This window comes from Micromonospora sp. WMMD735 (assembly GCF_049178995.1).
Classification (GTDB): domain Bacteria; phylum Actinomycetota; class Actinomycetes; order Mycobacteriales; family Micromonosporaceae; genus Micromonospora; species Micromonospora wenchangensis.
Map to the genome: position 1 here is coordinate 909,203 of NZ_JBMHMJ010000002.1, position 24,086 is coordinate 933,288.

The window sequence follows — 24,086 nt, forward strand, 5'->3', positions numbered from 1 at the left end:
CTTGCGCCCGGTGCCGTCCCACCGGCCATGCCGCCGCCGTTGTACGGTGCGGCCCAGCCCCTGTGCGGAGGCCGGACCGGGACGGCAGCCGGACCGGGACGGGGCCGGACCGGGACGGGGGGCGGTGCCCGACCGGGATCAGCCGAGGACCAGGCCGGGATCGGGGTCGGGGTCCGGTGCGGGGGCGGGGACCTGGTACTCCTCGGTCAGCGTGGTCATCGGGCCGGGCCAGGTGGCCTGGGCGACCTCGATCGGCTTGCGGTGGGCGTCGTAGGCCACGTGCAGCAGGTGCAGCACCGGCGTGTCGGGGCGGATCTGGAGCGTCTCGGCCTCCTCCCGGCTGGGCTGGCGGGCGCTGATGGTGTCGGCGGCGGTGGTGTACCGCCGGCCGGTCGCCTCCTCGGCCTCCTGGTAGAGCGGCCGGCCGAACGCCTCGGCCCGCTCCAGCGAGGTGCCGGCGGTGTCCTTCGGCAGGAACCAGGACGCGCCCACCTCCACCGGGGAGTCGTCGGTGCGTACCAGGTGCCGGCGGCAGAGCAGTTCGGTGCCGTCGGCGACCCCGAACGCGTCGGCCACCTCGGGCGGGGCGGGTGCCCGGCCGACCGAGACGAGCTGCTGGCGGTACCGCGCGGCGAGGTCGGCGTGGTAACCGCGGAAGCCGCCGTACCGGCCCCGGGAGAGCCGGTTGAGCCGCCGCCGGGTGCCCCGCACGTACGTACCGGAGCCGGGTTTGGTGATCAGGATGCCCTCGACCCGCAGCTGGTCGACGGCGCGTTGCACGGTCTGCTTCGCCACCCCGAACATCTCGGCGATGGCCGGGATGGACGGCAGCCGTTCGCCAGGACCCCAGTCGCCCCGACGCACCTGGGCCTTGAGCTGCGCGGCGATCTGCCGGTGCGGGAACTCGGCGGCTCCCGGGTTGATCTGCACGCCCGCCTCCTCCTGACAGCTAGGTTCCTAGGATGCCCTAGACGGGGTGACGGCGCCACCCCGGACACGCCAGAACCCCCGAACCCGGACACGCCGCAGGGCCCCGGACGCCGCGACGCCCGGGGCCCTGCGGGAACGACTACCAGGAGCCGGCGGTGGGGCCGGCGGAACCGCCCCGGCGGCGCAGGTACTTCTCGAACTCCTGGGCGATCTCGTCACCGGTCAACGGGGTGATGCCCGCGTCGCCGACACGTTCCTCCAGCTCCCGCACGTACTCACCCAGCTCGGCGTCCTGCTCGGCGGCGCCGCGTACCCGCTGCTCCCACTCGGCGGCCTCCTCGGCCAGGTCGGCCATCGGCACCGGCAGGTCGAGCACCTCCTCGACCCGGTGCAGCAGCGCGAGGGTGGCCTTGGGGCAGGGCGGGTTGTTGGCGTAGTGCGGCACGTGCACCCAGAACGACACCGCGTCGACCTCGGCCCGGGTGCAGGCGTCCTGGAGCACGCCGACGATGCCGGTGGGCCCGTCGTAGCGGGTGGGGGTGAGCTGGTAACGCTGGGCGGCCTGGGCGTCGGAGGCGCTGCCGCTGATCGGCAGCGGCCTGGTGTACGGCACGTCGGCCAGCAACGCGCCGAGCAGCACCACCCGTTCGACCTCCAGGCTGTGGCAGATCTCCAGCACCTGCTCGCAGAACGTGCGCCAGCGCATGCTCGGCTCGATGCCCCGGATCAGCACCACGTCCCGGTCGGTGCCCTCGGGGCTGGCCACCACGAACTTCGTGGTGGGCCACTCCACCCGGCGGGTCTCACCGTCGGACATCGTGATCGTCGGGCGGCTGACCTGGAAGTCGTAGAACTCCTCCGGGTCGATCTCGGTGATCTGGCGGGCCTGCCAGACCTGTTCCAGGTGTTCCACGGCGGCGGTGGAGGCGTCCGCGGCGTCGTTCCAGCCCTCGAAGGCGGCGATCGCCACCGGGGACCGCAGCACCGGCAGCCCGTCGAACTCGGTCACGCCGTCACCTCGCCCCGCTCGTCGCCGACGGTGCCGGGGGTCGGCCCGGTCACCCGCCCGCCGTGCACGGTGGCGTCCCTGATGTCCTTCACGTCCGCAAGCCTACGTCCCGGCGCGGCGCGTGGCCCGTCGGCCGCGCCGGGACGCCGGCCCACCCCACCCCCGAACCGGTACGAACCGGGACGCGGAGCGGGCGGACACATAGTGGGACGACCCCGGGCGTCGACAGTCACCGGATCGACCGCACTAACCTGATGTGGTGCGGACTTCGTTGCGGGATGTGCTGGCCGACCGGATTCTCATCGCCGACGGCGCGATGGGGACGATGCTCCAGGCTGCCGACCTGAGCCTCGACGACTTCGAGGGGCTGGAGGGCTGCAACGAGATCCTCAACGTGACCCGGCCCGACGTGGTGCGCGGCGTGCACGAGGCCTACCTGGCGGCCGGCGCGGACTGTGTCGAGACGAACACGTTCGGCGCGAACCTCGCCAACCTCGCCGAGTACGACATCCCGCAGCGCATCGGGGAGCTGTCCGAGGCCGGCGCGCGGATCGCCCGGGAGGCGGCCGACGCGTACGCCACGGCGGAGCGGCCCCGGTTCGTGCTCGGCTCGATCGGCCCCGGCACCAAGCTGCCCACCCTCGGCCACGCCCCGTACGCGACGTTGCGGGACGCCTACCAGGAGAACGCGGCCGGGCTGATCGCCGGCGGGTCGGACGCGCTGATCATCGAGACCTGCCAGGACCTGCTCCAGGTCAAGGCGGCCGTGGTCGGGTCGAAGCGGGCGATGGCCGAACTGGGCCAGCAGGTGCCGATCATCTGTCACGTGGCGGTGGAGACCACCGGCACCATGCTGGTGGGCAGCGAGATCGGGGCGGCGCTGGCGGCCATCGAGCCGCTGGGGGTGGACCTGATCGGGCTCAACTGCTCCACCGGCCCGGCCGAGATGGGTGAGCACCTGCGCTACCTGTCGCAGCACTCGCGGATCCCGCTGTCGGTGATGCCGAACGCCGGCCTGCCGGTGCTGACCGCCGACGGGGCGTACTTCCCGCTGAGCCCCGCCGAGCTGGCCGACGCCCTGGAACGGTTCGTCGCCGACTACGGCGTCGGGCTGATCGGCGGCTGCTGCGGCACCACCCCGGAGCACATCCGGGCGCTGGCCGAGCGGTTGCACGGCGCGACCCCGGCGGCCCGGGAGCCCCGGCACGAGGCGGGCGTCTCGTCGATCTACCACCCGGTGCCGTTCGCCCAGGACGCCTCGGTGCTGATGGTGGGGGAGCGGACCAACGCCAACGGCTCCAAGGCGTTCCGCGAGTCGATGCTCGCCGCCGACTGGCAGGCGTGCGTCGAGGTGGCCCGCAGCCAGGCCCGCGACGGCTCGCACCTGCTGGACCTGTGCGTCGACTACGTCGGCCGGGACGGCACGCAGGACATGCGGGAGCTGGCCGGCCGGTTCGCCACCGCGTCCACCCTGCCGATCATGCTGGACTCCACCGAGCCGGCGGTGATCGAGGCCGGGTTGGAGATGCTCGGCGGGCGGTGCGTCGTCAACTCGGTCAACTTCGAGGACGGTGACGGCCCCGACTCCCGCTACGCGCGGGTGATGCCGGTGATCGCCGAGCACGGTGCGGCCGTGGTGGCGCTGCTCATCGACGAGGAGGGGCAGGCCCGTACCCGGGAGTGGAAGGTCCGGGTGGCGGCCCGGCTGATCGACGACCTGACCGGCCGCTGGGGGATGGACCGGTCGGACATCCTCATCGACGCGCTGACCTTCCCGATCGCCACCGGCCAGGAGGAGACCCGGCGCGACGGCATCGAGACGATCGAGGCGATCCGGGAGATCGCCGCCCGCTACCCCGGGGTCAACTTCACCCTCGGCATCTCGAACGTCTCGTTCGGGCTCAACCCGGCGGCCCGGCAGGTGCTCAACTCGGTGTTCCTGCACGAGTGCGTGCAGGCCGGGCTGACCTCAGCGATCGTGCACGCCAGCAAGATCCTGCCGATGTCCAAGATCCCCGAGGCGCAGCGCGAGGTCGCCCTCGACCTGATCTACGACCGGCGGCGCGAGGGCTACGACCCGGTGCAGCGGTTCATCGAGGCGTTCGAGGGCGTCGACGCCGCCTCGGCGCGGGCCACCCGGGCCGAGGAGTTGGCGGGGCTGCCGCTGGACGAGCGGCTCAAGCGGCGGATCATCGACGGCGAGCGTAACGGCCTGGAGGCCGACCTGGACGCCGCGATGGCGCAGGGCCGGTCCCCGCTGTCCATCATCAACGACATCCTGCTGGACGGGATGAAGGTCGTCGGCGAGCTGTTCGGCTCCGGGCAGATGCAGTTGCCGTTCGTGCTCCAGTCCGCCGAGGTGATGAAGACGGCGGTGGCCTACCTGGAACCGCACATGGAGGCCGTCGAGGACGGCGGCAAGGGCCGGATCGTGCTGGCCACCGTGCGCGGCGACGTGCACGACATCGGCAAGAACCTGGTCGACATCATCCTGTCCAACAACGGCTACGAGGTCGTCAACATCGGCATCAAGCAGCCGATCAACGCGATCCTCGACGCCGCCGAGCAGCACCGGGCCGACGCGATCGGCATGTCCGGGCTGCTGGTCAAGAGCACGGTCATCATGAAGGAGAACCTCGCCGAGATGGCGTCGCGCGGGGTCGCCGAGCGGTGGCCGGTGCTGCTGGGCGGGGCGGCGCTGACCCGCGCGTACGTCGAGGACGACCTGCGGGCGATGTTCCCCGGCCAGGTGCACTACGCGCGGGACGCCTTCGAGGGGCTGGCCCTGATGGACCGGGTGATGACCGCCAAGCGGGGCGGCGCACCCGTGATCGACCCGGAGCGGGAGGCGGCCCTCGCGGCCCGACGGGCCCGTCGGGAGAAGCAGCGCACCATGGTCACCGAGGCGCTGCCGGAGCTGAACGACTCCTCGGTCCGCTCCGACGTGGCCACCGACGTGGCGGTGCCCACCCCGCCGTTCTTCGGCACCCGGGTGGTCAAGGGGGTGCCGCTGGCCGACTACGCGGCGCTGCTCGACGAGCGGGCGACGTTCCTCGGCCAGTGGGGGCTGCGCGGGTCGCGGGGCGGTCAGGGCCCGTCGTACGAGGAACTGGTGGAGACCGAGGGGCGGCCCCGGCTGCGGTACTGGCTGGACCGGCTCATCGCCGACCAGGTGCTGGAGGCGGCCGTGGTGTACGGCTACTTCCCGGCGTACTCCGAGGGCAACGACCTGGTGGTGCTCGACGAGAACGGCAACAGCGAGCGGGCCCGGTTCTCGTTCCCCCGACAGCGGCAGGAGCGGCGGCTCTGCCTGGCCGACTTCTTCCGTCCGAAGGACGACGGGCTGGATGTGGTGGCGTTGCAGCTGGTCACCGTCGGGCAGCCGATCAGCGAGTACACCGCGAAGATGTTCGCCGCCAACGAGTACCGCGACTACCTGGAGGTGCACGGGTTGTCCGTGCAGCTCACCGAGGCGCTCGCCGAGTACTGGCACCGACGTATCCGCTCCGAGCTGACCCTGCCGGGCGGCGGCACGGTCGCCACCGGCGACCCGACCGACCTGGCCGGCCTGCTGCGCAACGACTACCGGGGTTGCCGGTACGCGTTCGGCTACCCGGCCTGCCCGGACCTGGAGGACCGGGCGAAGATGGTGGAGCTGCTGGGGGCGGAGCGGATCGGCGTGCAGTTGTCGGAGGAGTTCCAGCTGGTGCCGGAGCAGGCCACCGACGCGATCGTGGTGCACCACCCGGAGGCCAACTACTTCAACGCCAAGTGACGTCATCACCTCGACGGCACTGAAACCTGCGGACAGCACGGCCCCTCCCCGCTGGGCCCCCGGGCCGGGGGTGGGGGCCGTGCTGCGAAGGGACGATGATCACCGGACGGGTGCTGTCCCGGCTCGTTCGTAGCAGTCCGGGAGACCCGCGAGGAGACCGGTAACGGTGTCGAGGTGACCGGGATGGTGGGCGTCTACTCCGACACCGACCACGTCGTCGAGGACTCGGACGGTGCTGGCATGATCAGTGGGCCGAGTGTCGGTCTGACGGCCTCAGCTACTGATGCCCCCTTGGCGCGGAGGATCGAAGGTTGGCGGGCGTGGAGGGGTACTCGTTACGCGGCGGTATCCGGGTGGTTCCTAGAGTTGGGGGCGGTTTTCGCGCCGATTCTGGCTGGCCGATGGCGAGGCTTCGAGCGGATCCGAACTTCATCACGTTGAGGGAGATCTGGGCCGGAACTCTGATGATCACCGCCGACAATCTGGTTGCGATCCGACGATGGCGAAGCACCGGGTTGGAGTTCGAGGTCAGTGATTGTGATGAGTTGTGGATCTTTCGGACCCGTAGTGTCGACCGATTGATTGACCGCCTTGCGGCGCTCGGATGGACCGTCGAACGGTGACGGCGCTCCCGCCGAGACAGCCCGGAGTGTCCGGACCTGAGTGGCCAACCGAGTGACGGCCGGTACGCGCATCGCCGGACTACCGTGGACGCTGGAAAACCCTTTCTGCAGGTCACCGTTCGCATCGGGGCTGGCCCGGCCGGCCGGGAAGGTCCTTCGCGCATAGCGGTCGAGCTGTAGGGTCAGCGCCTACGTTCGGGCCGAGCGGCCCATGCAGCAGCGGCGGCGCAGAGCATGAGGCAGGCGAACAGGCAACTCAGCGCGCCGCACAGCAACATGGCCCCAGCCCCGATGCCTTCCATGAGCATCGGCGTAGGCGCTCAGCCTTCCGTTCCCACAGCGTGCCCGATGCGTAGAGGTCATGAGTTCGATCCTGGGAAGTTGCGGACAGCGGCACGCCCGCTGAAGGCGAGGATGGTTGCTGCGATAATGGCAGGCACAAAGGATGCCACCAGCCCGATTCTGCCAACCTCAACCCATGTCGGATAAATCTTGGCGAATGCTGCGGGAAGTGCGTCATCAAACTCTGTCGGTTCGTCGGATAGCCATAGTCGCCATCCGGAACCGTAGCAGCAGACCACGCTGAGCAGGCTCGTTGTGAGGGTGACCACCCTTGCGGCCTCGTGGCCCGTCCTGACCCACAGGGCAACGCCGGCCAATGTCGGTGCGAAGAAGAACGCATACCACAGAGTAATCCGGGCTTCGAAATGGAAGTAGGACGCCTTGAGTGCGATCGAACTGCTGTCTATCGGTGTGCCGGAGCGGTTCGCTGCGTCGTTTATGGCAGCGTTGATGTCCCCTTGGGTATATATTACGGAAATCGCCGCGAATATTAGCAGGGATGCCTGGAGGGTCAACAGCGCGCTTGCGATATTGACTCCCGGTGAGAGGCGTCGAGGTAGCCGCTCGCCAGTCGAGTTCGTGCTGGTTGGAGCCACGAGCCGATGCTATATGGCGATCAACACCAAGCGCCTGGCGGGGTGGTGGGCGGTGGTGGACCAGAATCGCAGGTGGCTGCGGCGTCAGCCTGGCGTCTTTCCGGTGGGGCCCCTGAATGCACTGCAAAGGGACGTTCCAAATCGACTCGTGCGGGGATGAGTGGCCGAAAGCCCTGACACGTCGTGCGTGCTCGACGGTATGACGCTGCATTTCCGGGTCGACCGTCGGTGTGGTGCGCCGAAGCCGTTCCCCGCTGAATGACCGAGGCTGGCGGGGGAGCGGCGTTGCGACGTAGACACCCTTGCCCTGCCTGCCGTCGATCAACCCTTCGGCTTTGAGGATGAGCATCGCGGCGCGGATGACGGTGTTGCTCTCCTCGTATCGCTCGCACAGGGCGGCGAAGGACGGCAGCACCCGAAGGTACGCCTCCAGCGCTTCGTCTGAGTGTCGCCCCGGGGGGCGTCAGCTGGTCTCGTCGTACGAACGGCGGGCGGCCTCGATGGCGGGCAGGTGCCGCCCGGCCCAGTCGAGAAGGACGTCGACCGGGTGCCGGAGGGTCTTGCCCAGCGGGGTGATGCGGTATTCGACGGCGACCGGCCGCGACGACAGGACGTGCCGCGCGACGATGCCGTTGCGTTCGAGCCGACGCAGGGTTGCGCTCAGTGACTTCTGGGACACGGTGGGGATGGCGTGGCGCAGCTCGTTGAACCGGCAGGGTCGTTCGCAGAGTTGGTTGAGCACCTCCAGTGACCACTTGTCGAGGACCTGGTCGAGCAGTTCGCGGTGTGGCGGGGTGATCCGGAGGGCTTCCTCCGGCAGGGGTGTGGTTTCGGGCATGACACCTAGTCTCGTTGAAGTTGCCTCGGTACACCAGGTATCCATGAGATACCAACGAGGAAAGGAAGTCAGATGGGTGTCCAGCTCTTCTCCGCGCCGGGCATGACGCAGCCCGTGCCCTACCACCACGTCGCGGTCGCGTCGGGGTCGCGCCACGTCCACGTGGCCGGTCAGATCAGCCGGGACGAGGCCGGCCGCCCCGTCGCCGCCGGCGACCTGCGGGGTCAGGTCGCCCAGGCGCTGCGCAACACGGGGTACGGGCTGGCCGGAGCCGGCGCGGCCTTCGCCGACGTCGTCCGCCTGACGTTCTACGTGACGAACTGGTCGCCGGAGCGGATCGGTGACTTCATGGCCGGGGTGCAGGACGTCGCGGCGGAACTCGGCCTGCCGCAGCCGTTGCCGCCCTCGTCTCTCATCGGCGTGGACTACCTCTTCGAGCCGGACGTTCTCGTCGAGGTCGAGGCGACGGCGATCCTGGACTGAGGTCCCGGTCCGGCACGACCTGTATCGGCGATCAGGCGGTATCCGAGCGCTCCGATACCGCTGGATCGCCGACATCGCCGATCAGGCGGGGCCGGGGCCGGGCGCGGCGGGGGCGGACGGGGCGGGCTCAGCGTCCCTGGGTGAGGAAGCCTTCCAGGGCGAGGGTGGCCGCGCCGAGGCTGACCGGGTTGCCGGCGACGGGGGAGCGGACGATCCCGGTGGCGGCGAGCGGGCGGCGCAGCGCGTGCTGGGCGACCACCGCGCGGACCTCGTCGCGCAGCCGGTCGCCGAGCCGGTCGGCGACCCAGCTGCTGAGCACGATGATCTCCGGGTTGAGCAGGTTGACCAGGTCGGCGACGGCGACGCCGAGGTAGCGGGCGGTCTCGGCGACCACCTTCGCGGCGGTGGGGTCGTCGGCGGCCAGTGCGGCGGCGAGGGCGTCGAGGGTGGCGGTCTGGTCCTCGGGGTGCAGCAGCGGGCTGGTCGGGGCCAGGTCGCGCAGGGTCTGCATGATGCCGGGCGCGCCGACGTACGCCTCGACGCAGCCCCGGCTGCCGCACCGGCAGAGCCGGCCGTCGAGGACCAGGGTGGTGTGCCCCCACTCGCCGGCGCTGTTGCTGCTGCCCCGGTAGAGGGTGCCGCCGAAGGCGAGGCCCGCGCCGACGCCGGTGCCCAGGTTGATCACGGCGACGTCGTCGCGGCCCCGGGCGGCCCCGGCCCACAGTTCGGCGAGCACGGCCGCGCGCAGCGGGTTGTCCAGGTGCAGCGGCAGCGGCAGATGGTCGGCGAGCAGGTCCCGCAGCGGTACGTCGTGCCAGTTCCAGTTGGGCGCGAACACCGACACGCCGCCCTCCCGGTCGACCTGCCCGGGGACGCTGACCCCGACGCCGAGCACCCGGGCCCCGGTGCCGGCCAGGACGGTGCCGATGCCGCTGACGATGTGCCGGACCACCTGGTGGGGGCGGCGTTCCAGGGGGCGTAGCGCCTCCTCGGCTCCGGTCAGCCGGGTCAGCGTGGTGTCGAAGAGGTCGACGTGCACGTACGTCTCGGCGACGTCGACGCCGACGAGCAGGCCGCCGTGCGGGTCGGCGGCGACCAGACCGCGGGGCCGCCCGCCGCCGGAGTCCTCCTGGCCGGCCTCGGTGAGCAGACCGAGGTCGGTGAGTTCGGCGACCAGGGTGGCGACGGTGCCGAGGCTGAGCCCGGTGTCGACGGCGAGGCGTTGCCGGCTGGTGGTGCCGGCGGCGACGACCTGCTGGACGACGGTGAGCCGGTTGGCGGAACGGATGTCGCGGGAGGTCCGGGCCATGGCGCTTATCGCAACACTTACGAAAACCATTGGCAATAGTGCAGGATGACAACCATCTATTTATAGAGAGAGGTGTGTCGATGGGACGTCTCCGTTACGGCGCCCTGGCGGCGGTGCTCTGCGTGCTCGGTGGCCTGCTGGTCGCCGGGCCGGCGCGGGCCAACGCCGCCGGGCCGGTCCCGCACTATCTGATGACCGCGTTCACCAACAGCAGCGAATCCAACATGTACGTCTACGACTCGGCCGACGCCACCCGGTTCACCCTCCAACGGGCCAACGCCTACACTCCGCCCTCCGGGCTGGTCCGCGACCCGAGCGTCATCCGGCACACCGACGGCTACTACTACCTCGTCTACACCACCGGCTGGACCGGCAACACCATCGGCATCGCCCGCAGCTCCGACTACCTGAGCTGGACCTTCCAGCGCAACGTCACCGTCGGTGTCGCGCCGGCCAACGGCAGCACCTGGGCACCCGAGTGGTTCGTCGACAGCGACGGCAGTGTGCACATCGTCGTCTCCGTCTCGCAGACCGGCACCGCCGGGCAGTTCCAGCCCTACCGGATCACCGCGACGAACTCCGCGCTGTCGGCGTGGAGCGCCCCGGTGGCGCTCGCCGGCATCGGCACCAACCACATCGACAGCTTCATCGTCAAGGTCGGCAACACCTACCACAACTTCATGAAGAACGAGACCACCAAGTACATCGAGCACGCCACCGCCCCCGCGTTGACCGGCCCGTGGAGCTGGGTCGGCACCGGCAACTGGGCCGGCTGGGGTTCCGGCCTGGAAGGCCCCGCCCTGGTCCGGCTGCCCGACAACCGGTGGCGCATCTACTTCGACCAGTACGGCGCCGGCCGCTACTACTCCGCCGACAGCAGCGACCTGTACGGCTTCACCGGCAAGACCGAACTGGCCGGGCTGTCCGGCACGGTGCGCCACTTCACCGTGCTGCGGGAGAGTGTCGGGGACTCCTCCGCCCCGCCCACCGGCAACCGCTCGCTGCGCTCGGCGAACTTCCCCGACCGCTACGTCCGCCACCGTGACAACGTGGCCCGCATCGACGTACTGGGCAGCGGCAGCCCGCTTGGCGACCGGCAGGACGCCACCTTCCAGATCGTTCCCGGCCTGGCCAACTCCGCCTGCTACTCGTTCCGCGCGGTCAACGGCTCCTACCTGCGGCACTGGGACTTCACGATCCGGCTCGCCGGCAACGACGGCAGTGCCGTCTTCGCCGGGGACGCCACCTTCTGCAGCCGGACCGGGCTGGCCGGGGGCGGCAGCTACTCGTTCGAGTCGTGGAACCACCCCGGCCGCTACCTGCGCCACTACGACTACGTGCTGCGGGTCGACCCGTACGCCGCCGGCAGCACCTTCGCCGGGGACGCCTCGTACACCCTCACCGCGCCGCTGGCCTGAGCGGATCGACGCGTCGGCCGGTGGGCGGGAGGCCCGCCCACCGGCCGTCAGCGGGTGGCCGGCAGGCCGAACGTCGGGAACAGGGTGTCGTCGAGGAACGAGACGAGTTCGGCGATCCGGCCGTCGCGCACCGTCAGCACCGTGATCGACCAGGGCAGGTACGGGCCGGTGTCGCCCGCGCGCAGGTAGTTGGCCACCGCCGGCTGACCGTTGGCGGCCACCGGCACGTGCCGCCAGCCGCCGCAGCTGCCCAACGGCATCGCCCGCGCGAAGTCCAGCACCGCGTCGAGGCCGGCGTACCAGTGCGGTAGCGGCGGCATCGACCAGGTGACGTCCTCGGTGAGCAGGGCGACCAGGGCGTCGGCGTCGCCGTTCTCCAGCGCGGTGGCGTACCCGGTGGCGACCTCCCGCAGCCGGGCGTCACCGAGGGTCCGCAGTGCCTGCTGCTGGCTGCGGGCGGGCACCCGCTCGGCGACGAGCCGACGGGCCCGCGCCAGCGCCGAGTTGACCGACCCGACGGAGGTGCCCGTCATGGCGGCGATCTCGGCGGCGGTGAAGCCGAGCACGTCGAACAGCAGCAGCGCGGCCCGCTGGTTGCCGGGCAGGTGCTGTAGCGCGGCGACGAACGCCAGCTCGACGGCCTCCCGCTGCTCGTAGCGGGCGTCTGGCGCGGCCGGGCCGGCGGCCAGGGCGGCGTCGGGGTAGGGGCCGAGCCACCGTACGTGGTCGGCGGCGACGCCGCCCGGCACGGCGTGCTCGCTGGCCGGCCCCAGGTCGACGGGCAACGCCCGCCGCCCCCGCCCGGTGGCCAGGTCCAGGCAGGTGCGGGTGGCGACGGTGTAGAGCCAGGTCCGCAGGGAGCTGCGCCCCTCGAAGCGGGGCAGCGCCCGCCAGGCCCGCAGCAGGGCCTCCTGCAACGCATCGTCGGCGTCGTGCGGGGAGCCGAGCATCCGGTAGCAGTGCGCGTGCAGTTCCGGCCGCAGCGGCGCGACCAGCGCGGTGAACGCGGCGTCGTCCCCGCCCCGGGCGCGGGTCAGCGTCGCGTCGTGGTCGTCGTCCGTGATCTCGGCAAGAATCCTGCTCACGACCGACGATTCTGCCCCACGTCGGAAGTCTGTACCGGGTAAGAGCCGCACGTCACGACCCGGAGGACCCGAACATGAGCAGCTCCACCACCGTCCCGGTGACCACCGCCACCCTGGCCGTCCCCGACGGGACCCTGCACTTCGAGGTACGCGGCCAGGGGCCCCTGGTGGCGCTGGTCGCCGCCCCGATGGACGCCCGGGCGTTCGCCCCGCTGGCCGACCTGCTCGCCACCGACCACACGGTGCTCACCACCGACCCACGGGGCATCCGCCGCAGCCGGCTGCACGACCCCGAGCAGGATTCCACGCCCGAACTGCGCGCCGACGACCTGGCCCGGCTGCTGGCCCACCTCGACGCCGGCCCGGCGGCGGTGCTCGGCTCCAGCGGCGGCGCGGTCACCGTCCTGGCGCTCGCCCACGCGCACCCGCAGGTGGCGCACACCGTGATCGCCCACGAGCCGCCGCTGGTGCTGCTGCTCGACGACCGTGCCGAACTGCTCGCCCGGGAGGACGACATGGTCGCCACCTACCGGCGGGGGGACCGGCTGGGCGCGTGGCGGAAGTTCCTCGCCATCGCCAACATCGTCATGCCCGAGGAGATGATCCAGGGCATGTTCGGCCAGGAACCCGACCCGCAGGACGCCGCCGACGAGCGCTACCAGTACCTGCACACCCTGCGCGGCACCACCCGCTACCAGCCGGACGTGGCCGCCCTGCGCGACGGCCCGACCCGGGTGCTGGTCGGTCTCGGTGCGGAGTCGGCCGGGGAGCTGTGCGACCGCAGCTCCCGCGCGCTGGCCGCCGCCCTGGGGGTGCCGCCCACCATGTTCCCCGGGGGGCACCTCGGCTTCGCCGACGACCCGGCCGGCTTCGCCGTCCGGTTGCGGGAGGTCATCGCCGGGTGACGGTGGGGTGACGGCGACCGGCCGGGGCTGGCCCGCGTACCGGGGACGGTCGCGGTGGTGCCGACCGATGCGCGACAGTCCCGCGGGGCGCGGGCGTCGCGGCCCTAGAGTGCCGCGCATGACGCTGATCGTGCGACTCGTCGGCGGGTGCGCCGTCCTCGTGGCGGCGCTCGCGGCGGGGCCGGTGCCGGCCGGGGCCGCGCTGCCCGGCGGGGGCCTCGGGCTGGACCTGCGGACCGGCACCCCCCGGTACGCCCCGGGCGAGCCGGTCCGGTTGACGCTCGCCGTCACCAACGACACCGGTACGGCCTGCGCGCTGGCCACCGTGGCCGACGGCACCGTGCAGGTGACCTCGGTCCGTCGGGACGGGCGGGAGCTGACTCCGGCCCTGGGCCGCAGCTTCTACGGCGACGGCATCGGTGCCGCCGCCACCGCCGGCACGGTCACCCTGGCACCCGGGCAGAGCGTGACCGTGCCACTGGTCGGCGTGCGGGTGCACGACGGCGACGGCGACGACGCCGTGGTGCTGCGGTCGGTGACGGCGACCCCGGACGGCGGCGGGTTGGACACCCGGTGGCCGGTCGGGGCGGCCGGACGCTACGAGGTGACGGCGAGCTGGACGGCGCTGCCGGTGACCGGCCTGGCCGACCCCTGCACGGGGACGACGGCACTGCGCACCGTCGGTTTCACCGTCGGCGGCGGCACCGCCGGGCCGGGGTGGTGGCGCTGGTTGCTCGGCGGGGCGGTGCTGCTGACGGTGGTGGTCGGTGGGTTGGCGCTGCTGCTCCTGCGGCGGACCCGCGGTCGCCCGGCCGCCGCCGTCGCGCTGCTGGTGGTCGCCGCCGGCGCGGTCGTCGGCGGGACCGCCCGGCCGGCACGCGCCGACTACCAGGTCGACCCCGGTGCCGGCGTGCCGGTCCCCGGCGTCGACTTCCAGGCCGCCGTCGACGGCTGCCTCCAGGGGTTCGCCGCCGCCGGCGGCGACCCGGCGGGCATCCTGGCCCGGCTGCGGGACGCCACGACCCCCCGGGTGCGGATCATCCCCACCCCGGGCGGGTCGGGCTCGTTCGAGACCCCGGACAGCAAGGACGGCAAGGGTTCCTCCACGGTGACCTGGAACCCGACCTCGGTCGAGCCGTACGGCGACGGGGTCGCCCGGGACCCGTGCGCGGCGCTTTACCACGAGCTGAACCACTCCGACGACATCTCCCGCAACGCGGTGCCGCCGGGCGAGTGCGGGGGCACCGGGATCAAGACCGCCGAGGTGAAGGCGACCCTGGCGGAGAACAGGTACCGGGCGGCCAAGGGCCTGCCGCCGCGCACCGAGTACGCCGGCAGGACCCTGCCCAGGAGCCTCGACGAGTGCAGGAAGCCCACGAAGAAGACCCCGCCGCCCAAGGGGCCGGTGAAACTGTGCGAGGACGGGGGCGACTGCGGCGGCACCAACGGCGACCCGCACCTGGTCACCTTCGACCGGCACTACTACGACTTCCAGGCCGTCGGCGAGTTCGTACTGGTCGCGTCCACCTCGGGTGACCCGCTGGCGGTGCAGGTCCGGCAGACACCGATGGGTGACTCGCGGACGGTGTCGGTCAACTCCGCCGTCGCGTTCCGCACCGGCACACACCGGGTCGCCCTCACCCTGGTCGACGGCCACACCGAGGTCCGCGTCGACGGCACGGCCCGGGACGTGCCGCCGGGCGCGACGGCTCTGCCCGGCGGGGGCCGGCTCACCCGCCGCGACTCCGACACCGGTGCCGCCGACGGCTACGACCTGCGCTGGCCCGACGGCTCCGCCGCCGCCGTCGACCCGATCGGCCCGTACGGCTACCGGGTGCTGGTGAAGCTGGTGGCGGGCCGGGCCGGGAAGGTCCACGGGCTGCTCGGCGACTTCGACGGCGACCCGGCCGACGACGTCGCCGCCCCCTCCGGGGCCGCCCTGCGCCAGCCCGTGCCGTTCGAACAGCTCTACCCGTCCTATGCCGACGGTTGGCGGGTCACCGGGGACACCTCCCTGTTCAGCTACGCCGACGGGCAGGACACCGGCGCGTTCACCGACCGGGAGTTCCCGCAGCGGGAGGTGACCGTCGACGACCTCGACCCGGCCCGACGGGCCCGCGCCGAGCAGGTGTGCCGGTGGGCCGGCATCACCGACGCCCGGCAGCTCGCCGAGTGCGTCCTCGACGTCGGGGTGACCGGCCGTCCCGAGTTCGCGGTCAGCGGCGTCGGCACCGAGCGGATCGTCAGGCCGGCCCCCGCGCCGATCGCCGCGACCCCGCTCGCCACCGGCTCGCTGACCCCGGGTGGTACGCCGCTGACCTTCACCGCCCGGGCCGGGGACGCCGTGTTCGTCGATGTCACCGCGCCCGGCCTGGCCGACGGCTGTTCCCCGTTGCGGCTGCTCGACCCGAGCGGGACGGAGGTGGCCAGCGGCTGCACCGTCGGCGGCCTCGGCCACGTCGACCGCACCGACCTCGTCCGCGACGGCAGGTACACGGTGGCGGTCGACGCCGGTGCCGGCACCGGGCGGGCCACCGTGCGGGTCTACGCGGCCCGGGACACCACAGGCACCCTGCGACCGGACGCGCCGGCGGTCACCGCGACGCTCGACGCGCCGGGCAGCCGGGCCCGGTACCGGTTCACCGGCCGGGCCGGCCAGCGGGTCTTCGTCGAGGTTCCGCAGAGCACCCTGCCCGACCAGTGTTCCCCGCTGGAACTGCTCGACCCGGACGGGCAACGGCTCAACGGCGGCTGCGTCGTCAACGGCGTCGGCGAGGTCGACGGCACGCTGCTGCCCGCCGACGGGACGTACACCGTGCTGGTGGACCCGGTGGACCGTGGCGTCGGCACCGTGGCGCTGCGGCTGGCCGTCTCCGCCGACCGGGTCGGCGCGATCACCCTCGACGGCCCGCCGGTCGTCGCCACCGTCGACCGGCCGGGGGCGGTGCTCAGCTACCGGTTCACCGGCACGGCCGGCACGTCGGTGACCGTGACGGCCAGCGACGTCACCCTGCCCGACCAGTGCTCCCCGTTGACCCTGCGCGACGCCGACGGGGCGACGGTGGCCACCGGCTGCCTGGTCGCCGGCGGCGGTGGTATCGGCGCGACCGTCCTGCCGGGCACCGGCGACTACACCGTCGTGGTGGACCCGTCGGGCGCGGCCACCGGCGCGGTCTCCCTCACCCTGCGCCGGTGACCGGTGCCGGTCGGCGGCGGGCCGCCCGCCGCCGGCCGGTCGGTCCTGACCCGTGGATCAGTGGGGGAGGGGCCGGCGTGGGACGGGGCTTGAAATCCTATCGATTCGATAGGAAACTGGTCCGGTGCTGCTCGTCCGGCTGTTCACCTCCCGCCGGGTCGTCGACCTGATGCGGGTCGCCGCCCAGCGGTGTCCCGGGCCGTCCCCCGCCGCCTGACCGGCTGCGGTCGCCGCGCCACAGCGCCGACCGCCATCGCCGCCGGTAGGGCGGATCCCGTAGGCCCGCGCGGCGTCCGCCGTGCCGCCGTGACCCTTCAACCCGTGCGGGAGGCCCCTGCGATGACCGAGTCCGACCATCGTCCACCGCCGGTCGAGGCCGACGCCGACACCCTGCGTACGCTGCTGCGCCACCAGGCCAGCACGGTCGTGGTGGTCACCGCCCCCGGTGCCCCGGCCGTCGGCTTCACCGCCACCTCGTTCACCTCGGTGTCGCTGGCCCCGCCGATCGTCTCGTTCTGCCTGCACCTCGGGGCGTCGAGCTGGCCGACGGTGGCCCGCAGCCGGCACGTGGCGGTGCACCTGCTCGCCCACCACCAGCAGGACCTGGCGCGCACCTTCGCGACCAGCGGGATCGACCGGTTCGCCGCGCCGACCCGGTGGCAGGCCGGGCCGGAGGGGGTGCCGATCCTCGACGACACCCTGGCCTGGCTGCTCTGCCGGGTGGTCGAGCGGGTGCCCGTGGGCGACCACGCGATCGTGCTCGCCGAGCCGGAGCTGGTCCGGCACGCCGACGTGGGATCGCCGTTGCTCTACCACCGGGGCCGCTACGCCGGCCTGGCCGGCGGCCCGGAGGGCGTCACCCGCCGCCCCGCCGCCTGACGGACGCAATACCCATAAAGTCTATAGCTTTAGTAGATATTGCGTCAACGGATCGACATCCATCGGTGCGATAGCCGACATCTGTCGCGCGTTCCGTTGACACCACCGGCATCCCGGAGGTGGACTCGACCCATGTCCAGCGAGCTGCGGCTGACGACCCGCGGCCACATCGACTTCGGTCGGGTGTGGTCGAGTTCCTGTCTGGCCTGACCCGGCACCCACACCCGGACCCGACGCGCCGACCCGGCCCGTCGCAGTGGGGCTCACCGCCGAGCTGACCGCCGCACCCTTCCCGACACCGCACCGGCCCGCGCACCCCGCCCGGCCGGGTGTCGGCGTACCCGATCGCCTGCCTGGACAGGAGAACCCGCCATGCCCGTCCGCCCCCTGCGGACCCTCGCCGTCGCCGCCGTGCTCGCCCTCGCCGGCTGCGCCACCGCCACCGCCCCGGCCGTCGAGGCCGCCGGGCAGCCCCGCCCCGGCGGCGCGCTCACCTGGGCTGTCGAGACCGAACCGATCACCCTCAACCCGCACCAGTACGCACAGGCCAAGGCCCGCCTGCTGGTCTGGAACAGCTTCGAGTCGCTGCTCACCTACGACGCGCAGGGCCGGCCCGTGCCCTGGCTGGCCACCGGCTGGCAGACCACCCCCGACGGCCTGACCTACACCCTCCCGCTGCGCGCCGGAGTGACCTTCACCGACGGCACCCCGTTCGACGCCGCCGCCGTCAAGGCCAACCTCGACAAACTCCGCGAGCCCGGGTACGCCCCGGCCGTCGCCGCCGTGCAACTGCGCCACCTCAGGGCCGTCGAGGTCGTCGACCCGCACACCGTACGGCTCACCCTGACCGCCCCCGACGTGCTCATCCTCGACTTCCTCGCCTCCCCGCAGGGCGCCCAGGTGTCCCCGAGATCGCTACGGGAGGCCAGAAACCTCAAGGCCGGGGGCGTCGACGTCGTCGGCACCGGACCGTTCGTACTCGACCGCTACGTCCCCGGTCAGGAACTGCACTACCGGCGCAACCCCGGATACGACTGGGCCCCACCCACCGCCACCCACACCGGCCCGGCCCACCTTGACGAGATCACCTACCGGTTCCTCAGGGAGTCCGCCGTCCGGATCGGCGCCCTCACCGCCAACCAGGTGCAGCTCATCGAGGGCGTGCCCGCCACCGACCAACCGTCGATCACCGGCAACCCCCGGCTGCGCCTGACCCGGGAGCTGAACTCCGGCTCCGCCTACACGTACTACCTCAACGTCTCCCACGCCCCCTTCGACGACCTGCGGGTCCGGCAGGCGTTCCGGGAAGCCCTCGACGTCGACACCGTGCTGGCCTCGGTCTACCGCGACACCGCGACCCGGGCGTGGAGCGTGGTCAGCCCGTCCAGCCCGCTCTACGACAAGCGGCTCGAGGGCAGCTACGGCGGTGACACCGCCGAGGCCAACCGCCTGCTCGACCAGGCCGGCTGGACCGGCCGCGACGCCGACGGCTACCGCACCCGCGACGGCCGGCGGCTCACCGTACGGCTGGTGCAGTCCGCCCCGTACGTGCGGGACCGCCGCGACGTGCTCGCCCAGGCAGTGCAGGCGGCGGTGAAACAGAGCGCCGGCATCGACCTGAAGGTCTCCGTGGTCGACCAGGGCACCGCCCAGCAGGCGTTCGACCGCAACGAGTACGAGGTCTTCGACAACTCCCGCGCCGACACCGACGCCGGGGCGGCGCTGAACCTGCTGCTGCACTCCGGAGGCGGCATCAACCGCACCCGCGTCGCCGATCCGCAGCTCGACCGGCTCCTGGCGGCCGGGCAGGCCGCCACCGACCCCGCCCGGCGGGCCGAGAGCTACGCCGCACTGCAACAGCGGGTCGTGACCACCCAGGCGCTGGCCCTGCCGCTCTACGCCCCGGCCGACCAGATCGCCGCCAGCACCGCCGTCGGCGGGGTGCGGTTCGAGCCCACCGCCGGGGTGCCGGCCAGCGCCTACGACCTGTGGATCGCGCGGTGAGCCTGCTGCGGGCGGTGGCCCGTCGGGTCGCCGCCGGACTCGTGGTGCTGTGGACCGCCGCCACCGCGGCCTACCTGGCGCTGCTGGCCGCGCCCGGGAACACCGTGGACAGTATCGTCGGCGACGGCGCGGACACCCCGCAGATCCGCGCCCAGATCATCGCCGAGTGGGGCCTGGACCGGCCGCCGGTCGTGCAGTACCTCGACTACCTGTGGCGGCTGGCCGGGGGTGACCTGGGCCGCTCCTACCTGCTGCAACGCCCGGTCGCCGAGGTGATCGGCGAGCAGCTCGCCCCCACCGCGACGCTCGCCGTCGCCGCCGCCGGACTCGGGGTGCTGCTGGCCGTGGTGGTGGCGGTCGGCACCGCCGGCCGTCGTCGCCGGTGGCCGCGCCGGATCAGCTCCGCAGCCGAGCTGCTGCTGGTCTCGACCCCGCCGTTCCTGATCGGCATCGTGCTGCTCAGCGTGCTCTCCTTCCGGTACGGGCTGTTCCCCGTCGCCGGCGACCGGGGGTCCGCCGCCCTGGTGCTGCCGGCGGTCACCCTCGCCCTGCCCATCGCCGGCCTGCTCGCCCAAGTGCTGCGCGACGGCCTGGACCGGGCGCTGGACGAGCCGTTCGTGCTGACCGCCCGGGCCCGGGGCGTACGCGAACGGGCGGTGCTGTTGCGCCACGCCCTGCGGCACGCGCTGCTGCCGGCGGTCACCCTCGCCGGTTGGCTGTTCGGCATCCTGCTCGGCGGCGCGGTCATCGTCGAGCAGGTGTTCGGCCGCCCCGGCCTCGGCCAGGTCACCCTGAGCGCGGTGACCAGCAAGGACATGCCGGTGGTGCTGGCCGTGGTGACGCTCTCCGCCGCCGTGTACGTGGTGGTCAACACCGCCGCCGACCTGACCTACCTGCTCGTCGACCCGCGCCTGCGAAGGAGCTGACGATGACCGTCACCCTGGGGCCCACGCCCACCGCCGCCGCGGCGGTCCCGCTCGCCACCGACCCGCCCACCCCCGCCCGCCCACGCCGCAGCCGGCCGCGCCCCGGCCTGCTCGCCGCCGGGGCGTACCTGATCCTGCTGGTCGTCGCGGCGGTCCTCCCGGCGCTGCCGGCCCCCGGCGACCCGCTCGCCGCCGACCCACGCGCCGTGCTCGCCGCACCCGACGCGGCGCACTGGTTCGGCACCGACCAGCTCGGCCGGGACGTGTGGACCCGGGTGGTGCACGGCGCGGGGCACTCGCTGACCATCGGCCTCGCCGCGACCGGGATCGCGGTCACCGGCGGGGTGCTGCTCGGGCTGCTCGCCGGACTGGCCCACCGGTTCGCCGACGAGACGCTCAGCCGCTCCTTCGACGCGTTGTCGGCGTTCCCGCTGCTGCTGTTGGCGTTGCTGCTCATCACGGTCACCGGCCCCGGCACCGCCAGCCTGGTCGTCGCCATCGGCGTCGCCACCCTCCCGCACCACGCCCGGGTGGTCCGCGGGCAGACCCTGCTGGTCCGCCGGGCCGGCTACGTCGAACAGGCGGTCAGCTTCGGCCTGTCCCGACCCCGGCTGGTGTGGCGGCACGTGCTGCCCAACGTGCTCGGCCCGGTGCCGGTGCTCGCCGTGATCGGGCTCGGCGAGGCGGTGCTGGCCGCCGCCGGGCTCAGCTTCCTCGGCCTCGGCCCGCAACCACCCGCGCCGGAGTGGGGCGCGATGCTCTCCGAGGGCCGCAACTACCTCCAGGTGGCCTGGTGGATGACGGTGCTGCCGGGTGCCGCGGTCACCGCGACGGTGGTCGCGCTGACTGTCGTCGGCCGGCACTGGCAGGCCCGCTTCGACGGGCGGCGTCCCTGATGGGCCCGCTGCTCGTCGTCGAGGACCTGCACGTCACCTTCGACACCCCGACCGGCCCGGTGGCGGCGGTCCGGGGCATCGACCTCACCGTCGGGGCCGGCGAGTGCGTCGCCCTCGTGGGGGAGTCCGGCTCGGGCAAGAGTGTCACCGCCCGCGCCCTGGTCGGTCTGGCCGGTGTCGACGCCCGCGTCCGCGCCGGCCGGCTCGACCTCGCCGGCCGGGACGTGCGGGGCTACCGACCACGGGACTGGCGGCGGGTGCGCGGCCGGCTCGCCGGGCTGGTGGCACAGGACGCGCTGGTCTCCCTCGACCCGCTGCGTACCGTCGGCGCGGAGATCGGCGAGGTGCTCGCCGCGCACGACATCGTCGGTTGGCGGGAACGCGCCGGCCGGGTCACCCACCTGCTCGACCAGGTGCACGTGCCCGAACCCGCCCGGCGGGCCCGACAGTACCCGCACCAGCTCTCCGGCGGGTTGCGGCAGCGGGCCCTGATCGCCTCGGCGATCGCCGGGGAACCCGTGCTGCTCGTCGCCGACGAACCGACCACCGCGCTGGACGTCACCGTGCAGGCGCAGATCCTGCGGCTGCTCGCCGAACGCCGGGCCACCGGGGTCGGGCTGCTGCTGATCAGCCATGACCTGGCGGTGGTCGCCCAGGTGGCCGACCGGGTCCTGGTGATGCGGGACGGCCGGATCGTCGAGGAAGGGCCGACCGCCCGGCTGTTGCAGGCGCCGCAGCACCCGTACACCAGGCAGTTGCTCGCGGCGGTGCCGTCGGCCTCGTCCCGGGGACGTCGGCTCAGCGAACCGGCCCGGGTCCGCGACGGCTGCGCGGTGCCGGCGCTGGCCCGGACCCCGCTGCCGGCGCGGCCCGCCACCAGCCCGGACGACACCGTGCTCGACGCGGTCGGCCTGACCCGACGGTACGGCCCGCACACCGTCGTGCGGGACGTCTCGTTCAGCGTGGCCCGGGGCGAGACGCTGGGGCTGGTCGGTGAGTCCGGCTCCGGCAAGAGCACCGTCGCCCGGCTCGTCGCCGGCCTGCTCGCCGCCGACGCCGGCACCGTCACCTTCGAGTCGACCCGGTGGTCCGGGGTGCCGGAGCGGGCCCGCCGCCCGCTGCGCCGCCGGCTGCAACTGATCTCCCAGGACCCGCTGGGCTCCTTCGACCCCCGGTACACCGTCGGCCGGCTCGTCGCCGAGAACCTCGACCCGGGGCCGGAGCGCACCGAGCGGGTGGTCGCCCTGCTGCGCCGGGTCGGCCTCGGCCCCGACCTGCTCGACCGGCACCCCCGGTCGCTGTCCGGTGGGCAACGGCAACGGGTCGCCATCGCCCGCGCCGTCGCCCCCCGACCCAGCCTGATCATCTGCGACGAACCCGTCTCCGCCCTCGATGTCTGCGTCCAGGCCCAGGTCCTGGACCTGCTGGCCGACCTGCGGGCCACCGACGGCACCGCCCTGCTGTTCATCTCCCACGACCTCGGTGTGGTGCACCACCTCGCCGACCGGGTGCTGGTGCTGCACGACGGCGCGGTGGTCGAGCAGGGCCCCGTCGGTGACGTCTTCAGCTATCCCCGACACGACCACACCCGGTCCCTGCTCGACGCGCTGCCCACGCTGGTCACCGCCGGCTGACCGAGGAGGAGAACCCATGCCCGAACCCACCCTGCACCTGGCCGTCGCCCTCGACGGCCTCGGCTGGCATCCCGCCGCCTGGCAGCTGTCCCACGCCGACCCGGCGGCACCGCTGTTCCCCCGCTGGTGGGCGGCGCTGGTCGGGCAGGCCGAACAGGCCGCCCTGGACCTGGTCACCATCGAGGACTCGCTGGACCTCCAGTCGTCCCTGCCCGACGGGCCGGACGGCCGGGTCGACCAGCTCCGGGGTCGGCTCGACGCGCTGCTGGTCGCGGCCCGGATCGCCCCGCTGACCCGGCACATCGGGCTGGTTGCGACCACCAGCGTCACCCACACCGAGCCGTTCCACGTCTCGACCGCGGTGGCCACCCTCGACCACGTCAGCGGCGGCCGGGCCGGCTGGCGACCCCGGATCTCCGTCCGCCGCACCGAGGCCGGGCACTTCGGTCGGCGGGAACTGCCCCCGCTGGACCCGACCCGACCGGCCGAACCGCAGCGGGCACGACTCGTGGGTGACCTGTTCTCCGAGGCCGCCGACGCCGTCGAGGTGGTCCGCCGGCTCTGGGACAGCTGGCAGGACGACGCGGAGATCAGGGACGCCCCGACCGGGCGGTTCGTCGACCGGGACCGGCTGCACTACACCGACTTCACCGGCCGGTGGTTCTCGGTCAAGGGTCCGTCGATCGTGCCCCGGCCACCGCAGGGGCAGCCGGTGGTCGCCGTGCTGGCCCACGCGACGGTCCCGTACGAGTTCGCCGCCCGGCACGCCGACGTCGTCTTCGTCACCCCCACCGACGCCGCACACGCCGAGACCGTCGTCGCCGAGGTCCGGGCCGTGGAGGAGACCGTCGGCCGTGGCGGGCCACCCCTGCGCATCCTCGCCGACCTGCAGGTGCTGCTCGACGACACCCCGGCGGCGGCCCGACGGCGTCGGGACCGGCTGGACGAGCTGCACGGGACGGGGCACACCTGTGACGCGGCCACCTTCACCGGCAGCCCGGCGCAGCTCGCCGACCTGCTCGCCGCGTGGCGACGGGCCGGGGTGGACGGGTTCCGGCTGCGTCCCGCCGTGCTGCCCGACGACCTGACCACGATCACCCGGGCGGTGGTGCCCGCGCTGCGGGACCGGGGCCTGTTCCGCGCCGGCTACCCCGGTGGCACGCTGCGCGACCTGCTCGGCCTGCCCCGACCGGCCAACCGGTACGCCGTCGCGGGCCCCCGCTGACCCCCGGAGAGAA

General features: G+C 73.1%; 18 protein-coding genes and 2 pseudogenes. 13 read left to right on the plus strand and 7 right to left on the minus strand.

What is annotated here, in order from left to right:
* Positions 1 to 138: 138 nt before the first annotated feature.
* Both ACN268_RS03995 and ACN268_RS04000 read right to left on the minus strand, forming a co-directional pair.
* On the minus strand, positions 139 to 930 hold the full coding sequence (locus ACN268_RS03995) for a GntR family transcriptional regulator (protein WP_204924494.1): 792 nt from the start codon (positions 928 to 930) through the stop codon (positions 139 to 141).
* A 139-nt stretch (positions 931 to 1,069) separates the two neighbouring features.
* On the minus strand, positions 1,070 to 1,939 hold the full coding sequence (locus ACN268_RS04000; RefSeq protein ID WP_204924493.1) for a PAC2 family protein: 870 nt from the start codon (positions 1,937 to 1,939) through the stop codon (positions 1,070 to 1,072).
* Between the two features lie 271 nt (positions 1,940 to 2,210).
* Here ACN268_RS04000 and metH point away from each other — a divergent pair, with 271 nt between their 5' ends.
* The 3 genes and pseudogenes from metH to ACN268_RS04015 all read left to right on the plus strand — a co-directional run bounded on the left by metH (position 2,211) and on the right by ACN268_RS04015 (position 6,337).
* Complete coding sequence (gene metH / locus ACN268_RS04005; protein ID WP_421486799.1) at positions 2,211 to 5,714, plus strand: methionine synthase; 3,504 nt, start codon at positions 2,211 to 2,213, stop codon at positions 5,712 to 5,714.
* A 132-nt stretch (positions 5,715 to 5,846) separates the two neighbouring features.
* Positions 5,847 to 5,948, plus strand: a pseudogene (locus tag ACN268_RS04010) (NUDIX hydrolase); the annotation flags it as partial.
* 86 nt (positions 5,949 to 6,034) lie between these two features.
* Positions 6,035 to 6,337, plus strand: coding sequence for a hypothetical protein (locus ACN268_RS04015; RefSeq protein WP_377683406.1), 303 nt, complete (start codon positions 6,035 to 6,037; stop codon positions 6,335 to 6,337).
* A gap of 359 nt (positions 6,338 to 6,696) precedes the next feature.
* On the opposite strand, the gene ACN268_RS04020 is transcribed toward ACN268_RS04015, so the two are convergent.
* The 3 genes and pseudogenes from ACN268_RS04020 to ACN268_RS04030 form a co-directional block, all read right to left on the minus strand.
* On the minus strand, positions 6,697 to 7,275 hold the full coding sequence (locus ACN268_RS04020; protein ID WP_421487062.1) for a hypothetical protein: 579 nt from the start codon (positions 7,273 to 7,275) through the stop codon (positions 6,697 to 6,699).
* A gap of 271 nt (positions 7,276 to 7,546) precedes the next feature.
* Positions 7,547 to 7,687 (minus strand): annotated as a pseudogene (locus ACN268_RS04025) (GntR family transcriptional regulator); the annotation flags it as partial.
* Between the two features lie 51 nt (positions 7,688 to 7,738).
* On the minus strand, positions 7,739 to 8,113 hold the full coding sequence (locus ACN268_RS04030) for a winged helix-turn-helix transcriptional regulator (protein ID WP_357926726.1): 375 nt from the start codon (positions 8,111 to 8,113) through the stop codon (positions 7,739 to 7,741).
* Between the two features lie 72 nt (positions 8,114 to 8,185).
* Between ACN268_RS04030 and ACN268_RS04035 the strand changes: the two genes are divergently transcribed.
* Entirely contained in the window at positions 8,186 to 8,596 is a 411-nt protein-coding gene (locus ACN268_RS04035) for a RidA family protein (RefSeq protein WP_421481778.1), read from the plus strand.
* A gap of 127 nt (positions 8,597 to 8,723) precedes the next feature.
* Here ACN268_RS04035 and ACN268_RS04040 read toward each other — a convergent pair whose 3' ends face one another.
* The gene (locus ACN268_RS04040) at positions 8,724 to 9,905 is read right to left on the minus strand and encodes an ROK family protein (protein WP_421481779.1); all 1,182 of its coding nucleotides are present in this window, start codon (positions 9,903 to 9,905) and stop codon (positions 8,724 to 8,726) included.
* Between the two features lie 80 nt (positions 9,906 to 9,985).
* Here ACN268_RS04040 and ACN268_RS04045 point away from each other — a divergent pair, with 80 nt between their 5' ends.
* A complete protein-coding gene (locus ACN268_RS04045) occupies positions 9,986 to 11,323 on the plus strand; it encodes a glycoside hydrolase family 43 protein (protein WP_421481780.1) in 1,338 nt (445 codons plus the stop codon).
* Between the two features lie 47 nt (positions 11,324 to 11,370).
* On the opposite strand, the gene ACN268_RS04050 is transcribed toward ACN268_RS04045, so the two are convergent.
* On the minus strand, positions 11,371 to 12,408 hold the full coding sequence (locus ACN268_RS04050) for a sigma-70 family RNA polymerase sigma factor (protein ID WP_421481782.1): 1,038 nt from the start codon (positions 12,406 to 12,408) through the stop codon (positions 11,371 to 11,373).
* A 74-nt stretch (positions 12,409 to 12,482) separates the two neighbouring features.
* Here ACN268_RS04050 and ACN268_RS04055 point away from each other — a divergent pair, with 74 nt between their 5' ends.
* From ACN268_RS04055 to ACN268_RS04090, 8 genes are all read left to right on the plus strand, one after another.
* Positions 12,483 to 13,313 (plus strand): alpha/beta fold hydrolase, encoded by an 831-nt coding sequence (locus tag ACN268_RS04055; protein WP_421481784.1) that lies wholly within the window; start codon positions 12,483 to 12,485, stop codon positions 13,311 to 13,313.
* Positions 13,314 to 13,431: 118 nt separating this feature from the next.
* A complete protein-coding gene (locus tag ACN268_RS04060; protein WP_421481786.1) occupies positions 13,432 to 16,509 on the plus strand; it encodes a VWD domain-containing protein in 3,078 nt (1,025 codons plus the stop codon).
* Between the two features lie 339 nt (positions 16,510 to 16,848).
* Entirely contained in the window at positions 16,849 to 17,388 is a 540-nt protein-coding gene (locus ACN268_RS04065; RefSeq protein ID WP_421486800.1) for a flavin reductase family protein, read from the plus strand.
* Between the two features lie 372 nt (positions 17,389 to 17,760).
* A complete protein-coding gene (locus tag ACN268_RS04070) occupies positions 17,761 to 19,392 on the plus strand; it encodes an ABC transporter substrate-binding protein (RefSeq protein WP_421481787.1) in 1,632 nt (543 codons plus the stop codon).
* Positions 19,389 to 20,318, plus strand: coding sequence for an ABC transporter permease (locus ACN268_RS04075; protein ID WP_421481789.1), 930 nt, complete (start codon positions 19,389 to 19,391; stop codon positions 20,316 to 20,318). Before ACN268_RS04070 ends, ACN268_RS04075 begins: the two co-directional genes overlap by 4 nt.
* A gap of 2 nt (positions 20,319 to 20,320) precedes the next feature.
* Positions 20,321 to 21,214 carry an ABC transporter permease gene (locus ACN268_RS04080; protein WP_421481791.1) on the plus strand — a complete coding sequence of 298 codons (894 nt, stop codon included), beginning with the start codon at positions 20,321 to 20,323 and terminating at the stop codon, positions 21,212 to 21,214.
* Positions 21,214 to 22,848, plus strand: a complete 1,635-nt coding sequence (locus ACN268_RS04085; RefSeq protein WP_421481793.1) for a dipeptide ABC transporter ATP-binding protein — start codon at positions 21,214 to 21,216, stop codon at positions 22,846 to 22,848. The genes ACN268_RS04080 and ACN268_RS04085 overlap by 1 nt, the downstream gene beginning before the upstream one ends.
* A gap of 16 nt (positions 22,849 to 22,864) precedes the next feature.
* Positions 22,865 to 24,073: an LLM class flavin-dependent oxidoreductase gene (locus ACN268_RS04090; protein WP_421481794.1), complete on the plus strand. Its 1,209-nt coding sequence runs from the start codon at positions 22,865 to 22,867 to the stop codon at positions 24,071 to 24,073.
* Positions 24,074 to 24,086 lie beyond the last annotated feature (13 nt).

What these genes read in the sequence shown, in the direction of transcription:
- ACN268_RS04030 (WP_357926726.1), bottom strand. Translation starts at nt 8,113, where the DNA reads ATGCCCGAAACCACACCCCTGCCGGAGGAAGCCCTCCGGATCACCCCG.
- ACN268_RS04035 (WP_421481778.1), top strand. Translation starts at nt 8,186, where the DNA reads ATGGGTGTCCAGCTCTTCTCCGCGCCGGGCATGACGCAGCCCGTGCCC.
- ACN268_RS04040 (WP_421481779.1), bottom strand. Translation starts at nt 9,905, where the DNA reads ATGGCCCGGACCTCCCGCGACATCCGTTCCGCCAACCGGCTCACCGTC.
- ACN268_RS04045 (WP_421481780.1), top strand. Translation starts at nt 9,986, where the DNA reads ATGGGACGTCTCCGTTACGGCGCCCTGGCGGCGGTGCTCTGCGTGCTC.
- ACN268_RS04055 (WP_421481784.1), top strand. Translation starts at nt 12,483, where the DNA reads ATGAGCAGCTCCACCACCGTCCCGGTGACCACCGCCACCCTGGCCGTC.
- ACN268_RS04060 (WP_421481786.1), top strand. Translation starts at nt 13,432, where the DNA reads ATGACGCTGATCGTGCGACTCGTCGGCGGGTGCGCCGTCCTCGTGGCG.
- ACN268_RS04065 (WP_421486800.1), top strand. Translation starts at nt 16,849, where the DNA reads ATGACCGAGTCCGACCATCGTCCACCGCCGGTCGAGGCCGACGCCGAC.
- ACN268_RS04070 (WP_421481787.1), top strand. Translation starts at nt 17,761, where the DNA reads ATGCCCGTCCGCCCCCTGCGGACCCTCGCCGTCGCCGCCGTGCTCGCC.
- ACN268_RS04080 (WP_421481791.1), top strand. Translation starts at nt 20,321, where the DNA reads ATGACCGTCACCCTGGGGCCCACGCCCACCGCCGCCGCGGCGGTCCCG.
- ACN268_RS04085 (WP_421481793.1), top strand. Translation starts at nt 21,214, where the DNA reads ATGGGCCCGCTGCTCGTCGTCGAGGACCTGCACGTCACCTTCGACACC.
- ACN268_RS04090 (WP_421481794.1), top strand. Translation starts at nt 22,865, where the DNA reads ATGCCCGAACCCACCCTGCACCTGGCCGTCGCCCTCGACGGCCTCGGC.